Genomic DNA, 4,235 nt, shown 5'->3' on the forward strand with positions numbered 1-4,235 from the left:
GGTCAGGACTTGGGTCATGGTTCTATTGTAACCTCGCATTCCTCCCGGCACTGACCCTACGGGTACAGTGCGGGGCTCCTGCGATTTCTAGCTGATCGAATTGACGATCCAGTTGGCCCAGTTGATCTCAGAGGGAAGGCAGGGAATCTGTCGCCGAGATTCTCGAAAGCAGGGTAGGATACAGCAGCTTAGGCCAAGGTGTTGAGGAGAACGGAGCATGCAGTGGGAGTGGAAATCAGAGCCAGATCCCAGTTGGCCAATTGGGGTGTTTGACAGCGGCTTGGGCGGGCTGACGGTTTGGCGAGCCTTACGCCGCCGACTCCCCCAGGAACGGCTCATCTACTTCGGCGACACAGCGCGGTTGCCCTATGGGGAACGCTCGCCAGAGGAGATCCTGGCCTTTGTGCGGCAAATTCTGACATGGATGCAGGCACAGCCGGTGAAGCTGGTGGTGATGGCCTGCAATACCAGCTCGGCCTTGGCTCTGGACCACGTGCGGCAGGAGTTTGCCCTGCCCGTTCTGGGGTTGATCCTACCCGGCGCCCAGGCAGCACTGGCCCAGGGATCCCGCATTGGGGTGCTCGCCACGATGGCCACGGTCAAGAGTCGCGCTTACTCAAGAGCCATTCAAGAGTACAGCGCTCTGGATCCCAAACGTTTTCCGTACCCCGTTTACTGTTGGGAGCAGGCCTGCCCTGAGTTCGTCCCTCTCATTGAAGCCGGATGGCTGGATAGCCCTGCTCTGCGACAGGCGGCTGAACGCTACCTGCAACCGCTGTTGCAACAGGGGATCGATACTCTTGTCTATGGCTGTACTCACTACCCCCTGCTGGATCCAATCCTGAAGCCTTTGCTGCCGTCCTCGGTCAAACGGGTAGATCCAGGGATGGCGCTGGTGGGATCCCTGGCCCGCGAATTGAGTTTGTGGGACTTGCGTCGCCCCTTGACCGCTGCTTGGGGAGAACCCCACCGTTTCTGTGTGAGCGGGGATCCAGAGCGATTTGCCCAGTTGGCCACTCCTTGGTTGGGCTTTCGGCCCCAGGTAGAACGGGTGGAATTGCCGGCTTTGGATGTCAGCAACTCCCTCCGCCCCTGAGCGCCCTTCTCCTCGGGGATAAAGATTGGGGGCCCCTCAACGGGTCATCACCTGCAAGGGGAAACGTTCCGCCAACTCCCCTTCCACCTTGGGTAGCCATTCCTCTTGGAACACCCACACCTGCCCCTGCTGTACACGGCCATCGGGGTTTTGCGTCAGCTCCAGCCAGTACACAAATTGGTTTCCCCGCAGCACCACCCCTTGGATGGCAAGGGCCAAGGTATAGCCCGGACTGCCTGCCAGAGCTTCTGGGGACGGGTAGCGAATCACCTCCACCGCCTGATCCAGATCGGCGGCGATCTCCGGCCCATAGACATCGCGAATGGCTTGAAAGAGATCCTCTGCTGTCAGTCCTTGGGGGCGAAAGAACGTCATCCGTTCCGAGCGAATCGTCTCCCGATCCAGCGGGTTGATGATCCGTCCCGGCGGAGCCACCGAAGCCAAGAACGTAAAACGGGATCCATCCGGCTCCACTCGGTTGATGTTCAGGGTTTCGCCCGGACGGGGCCGCAGCACAGGATTGTCCCTCACCCAGGCCGCCACCTGATCCGGAGATTGCCCGGGGATCCCCCAAGCTGCCGACCGAAGGCCCGCCACTGCCCAGCAGGCCATTGCCAAACCGGTTCCTCGCACCCAGCGCAGCCTTTTGCCCCAGCAGGACAGAGCCCTTGTTGGCTTTACACCCAAGACCGGCCAGCGATTGCAACGCACGTTCCCATTCCTCCGGGCAAACAACACAAAAACACCACAGTAGAATTAGAGAGACTAAGAGATAAATTGAGCGGGCATGGGCAGATCCATCCTCGATGCAAGCGCCCAACAGTCTTGCCCTTCCCCACTGTATCTGAAGATGTCGGTGCGCCTGTTGCGCCTGAGCGCGAGCATCACGGCCAATGGTTGCAAAGATCCCTCGGCAAGATACGCAGATCCCCGGCGGCTTATCCGCCAAAACGTAAAAAGTATCTTAAGATCAACGGTAAGCAAATCTCATACGCACTAGGTCAGCACCTCAGGAGGTAACCGATGGCTCTCGTTGCAATGCGGACGCTGCTGGATCATGCCGCCGAACATGGCTACGGCATTCCTGCCTTCAACGTCAACAACATGGAGCAGATCCAAGCAATCATGCAGGCAGCCCATGAAACCAACAGCCCCGTTATCCTGCAAGCCTCTCGAGGGGCACGCAAGTATGCGGGCGAGAACTTTCTGCGGCACCTGATCCTGGCGGCAGTGGAGACCTACCCCCACATCCCCGTCGCCATGCACCAAGACCACGGCAATAGCCCGGCTACCTGCTATTCCGCCATCCGCAACGGCTTCACCAGCGTCATGATGGATGGATCCCTCAAGGAAGATGCCAAGACCCCGGCCAGCTACGAGTACAACGTGGCCGTTACCTCCGAGGTGGTGAAAGTGGCTCATGCAATCGGGGTGAGTGTGGAAGGGGAACTGGGCTGCCTGGGATCCCTGGAAACGGGCCGTGGGGAAGCGGAAGATGGCCACGGCGCGGAAGAGGCGCTCAGCCATGACCAACTCCTCACCGACCCCGACCAAGCGGTGGACTTTGTGGAGCGAACTCAGGTGGATGCGCTGGCCGTAGCCATTGGTACCAGCCATGGCGCCTACAAGTTCTCCCGGAAGCCCACTGGTGACATCCTCGACATGGAGCGCATTGCTGAGATCCACCGCCGCCTGCCCAACACGCACCTGGTGATGCACGGTTCCTCCTCGGTGCCCAAGGAGCTGATCGACATCATCAACGAATACGGCGGCTCCATTCCCGAGACTTACGGTGTGCCGCTGGAAGAAATTCAGCGGGGCATCCAAAATGGAGTGCGCAAAGTAAACATCGACACCGACAACCGCCTGGCCATCACAGCTGCCGTGCGCCGCGCTCTGGCCGAGAATCCGAAAGAGTTTGACCCCCGCCACTTCCTCAAGCCTTCCATCAAGGAAATGCAAAAAGTCTGTGCTGAGCGCTACATTGCCTTCGGCTGTGCTGGCCATGGCACCAAAGTTCCGGTGGTTACCTTGGATGAGATGGCAGCCAAGTATGCTTCTGGAGCTTTGGCGGCTCAGGTGAAGAAGACCGTTGCGGTCTAGTCCCCACATCCTGCAAGAACTCTGGAATGCTTGCCGGGGCGCTTCCAGGGTTTTCCTTGGAGATCAGCTAGGTCACTGGACTCAGATTGGACAAATAAGGGGATCCAGCTGGGATCCCCTTTTGCTTTGGAGGAACTTGATGCGTTTTGGGGGTCAGGCAGCTTTTGCCGCAGAACGTTTTTCCGTCTCAATTTGATGGTTCAGCAACGCCAAGCTTAGGCAGTCCAACAGTTCCAGGTCAGCCTCAGAGTAGCGCCGCTGAAAGAGCAGCTCATTGATGCGGTTCTCTTGGCCCAAGCTGAGGAAGCTGCTGCGGAACACCTGCTCCACGATTTCTTGGATGCTGGAGGGCAGAGTAACAGAGTCAAGACTTGTATTCATGGCTGGTTCTGTTTGAGAGATGGTTTTTGAAGGGAGAAGACTATCTTTGCCAAGAGGTGAGGTAGCGCTGCTCGATGTCCTGCAGGGAAAGATGGGAAGCCCTGGGCCGCGGCTCATTCACGGAGGAGACATCGTTCTGCCACTTGAGGGATACTCCCAGCAGTGCTCCCAAAGAGAAGCTCTCGCTCAATAGGGCTGCTATGCGGTAAGTACGGTAGTCCAGGGTTAGATCTTCACTGACTTGCATCTGTGTTTCCTCCGTATTTCTAACGTTCATGCCCCTATCATAGCCTCGAGATCAGTGGAAGTACAGAGAAACATCGAGGATTTGCGTAGGCAATTTGTACGTTTCTTCTACGCGATTTGGCGGATATCGGTGGGATCCCAGGGGTCTTTGGGGCGGGTTCAGGGTTGAGTCAGGGATCCCAGCCCAGCAGAGCACAGATGTCCGCAGCCAGGGTGGCGGCGTTGAAGGGTTTGCCGATGAGGCCATTGGCTCCAAGCTGAGCCAGAGAGGAGGGTGAAACTGGGAAATTGACATCCTCCCCGGCCTGAAGGCTGGAGATTCCTACCACGCTGCGCATGGATGGCTCCTTGCGCAGTCGTCTCGGCGGGTTCCTGCTTCCGACCGCCCGTGCAGTTCGATCCACAGGCC

At 58.3% G+C, this 4,235-nt stretch carries 6 protein-coding genes; 2 read left to right on the plus strand and 4 right to left on the minus strand.

The window, feature by feature from the left end:
• Positions 1-217 precede the first annotated feature (217 nt).
• Positions 218-1,096 (plus strand): glutamate racemase, encoded by an 879-nt coding sequence (gene murI / locus ACVWZU_RS14235; RefSeq protein WP_457445564.1) that lies wholly within the window; start codon positions 218-220, stop codon positions 1,094-1,096.
• A gap of 36 nt (positions 1,097-1,132) precedes the next feature.
• Here the strand turns inward: murI and ACVWZU_RS14240 are convergent, their stop codons facing one another.
• The gene (locus ACVWZU_RS14240; RefSeq protein WP_414416955.1) at positions 1,133-1,708 is read right to left on the minus strand and encodes a hypothetical protein; all 576 of its coding nucleotides are present in this window, start codon (positions 1,706-1,708) and stop codon (positions 1,133-1,135) included.
• Positions 1,709-2,119: 411 nt separating this feature from the next.
• Between ACVWZU_RS14240 and fba the strand changes: the two genes are divergently transcribed.
• Entirely contained in the window at positions 2,120-3,199 is a 1,080-nt protein-coding gene (gene fba, locus ACVWZU_RS14245) for a class II fructose-bisphosphate aldolase (protein WP_011432022.1), read from the plus strand.
• A gap of 153 nt (positions 3,200-3,352) precedes the next feature.
• Here fba and ACVWZU_RS14250 read toward each other — a convergent pair whose 3' ends face one another.
• The 3 genes from ACVWZU_RS14250 to ACVWZU_RS14260 form a co-directional block, all read right to left on the minus strand.
• Complete coding sequence (locus tag ACVWZU_RS14250; protein WP_011432021.1) at positions 3,353-3,580, minus strand: hypothetical protein; 228 nt, start codon at positions 3,578-3,580, stop codon at positions 3,353-3,355.
• Between the two features lie 40 nt (positions 3,581-3,620).
• Positions 3,621-3,827, minus strand: a complete 207-nt coding sequence (locus tag ACVWZU_RS14255) for a hypothetical protein (RefSeq protein ID WP_011432020.1) — start codon at positions 3,825-3,827, stop codon at positions 3,621-3,623.
• A gap of 169 nt (positions 3,828-3,996) precedes the next feature.
• A complete protein-coding gene (locus ACVWZU_RS14260) occupies positions 3,997-4,164 on the minus strand; it encodes a hypothetical protein (RefSeq protein WP_457404261.1) in 168 nt (55 codons plus the stop codon).
• Positions 4,165-4,235: the final 71 nt, after the last annotated feature.

It is taken from the genome of Thermostichus sp. MS-CIW-26 (assembly GCF_054059115.1).

What these genes read in the sequence shown, in the direction of transcription:
- murI (WP_457445564.1), top strand. Translation starts at nt 218, where the DNA reads ATGCAGTGGGAGTGGAAATCAGAGCCAGATCCCAGTTGGCCAATTGGG.
- ACVWZU_RS14240 (WP_414416955.1), bottom strand. Translation starts at nt 1,708, where the DNA reads ATGGCCTGCTGGGCAGTGGCGGGCCTTCGGTCGGCAGCTTGGGGGATC.
- fba (WP_011432022.1), top strand. Translation starts at nt 2,120, where the DNA reads ATGGCTCTCGTTGCAATGCGGACGCTGCTGGATCATGCCGCCGAACAT.
- ACVWZU_RS14250 (WP_011432021.1), bottom strand. Translation starts at nt 3,580, where the DNA reads ATGAATACAAGTCTTGACTCTGTTACTCTGCCCTCCAGCATCCAAGAA.
- ACVWZU_RS14255 (WP_011432020.1), bottom strand. Translation starts at nt 3,827, where the DNA reads ATGCAAGTCAGTGAAGATCTAACCCTGGACTACCGTACTTACCGCATA.
- ACVWZU_RS14260 (WP_457404261.1), bottom strand. Translation starts at nt 4,164, where the DNA reads ATGCGCAGCGTGGTAGGAATCTCCAGCCTTCAGGCCGGGGAGGATGTC.